Origin of the sequence: Chryseobacterium sp. SIMBA_028 (assembly GCF_046535285.1) — a bacterium.
In the GTDB taxonomy this organism is placed as follows: Bacteria; Bacteroidota; Bacteroidia; order Flavobacteriales; family Weeksellaceae; genus Chryseobacterium.
The window spans coordinates 1-277 of the sequence record NZ_JAWRWZ010000215.1; the positions used below are offsets into that span (position 1 = coordinate 1).

Annotated in this window: 1 protein-coding gene; it reads right to left on the reverse strand. The window is 36.1% G+C overall.

The features are described from left to right. Positions 1-16 precede the first annotated feature (16 nt). Positions 17-277, reverse strand: a 261-nt coding sequence (locus tag SCA31_RS23200; RefSeq protein WP_410699383.1) for a hypothetical protein, incomplete at its 5' end; no start/stop codon positions are given.

The following is a 277-nucleotide window of genomic DNA, read 5'->3' on the forward strand; positions in this document are numbered from 1 at the left end:
GTTGTGTTTATTATCTTCACTTCGAAAGATATTCATCTATTTTTTCTTTGTTACAGACTTCTTTGAAGTAATCAATGTGGCCTGATTCATCAAGCCGCTGATATCTTTCTATAGAAATCCCTTGGATTATGTCGAGCATGTCACCTACCACAGAGTTTAAGTATTGTATTGCCGTATCTGGACATACCACACTTTTAGTCTTCCAGACTGGTTCGTGATGAGATAGACGATTGCGGAGGTTTTTTATCTCTTTAAGTTTTTTATAGATCTCACTATG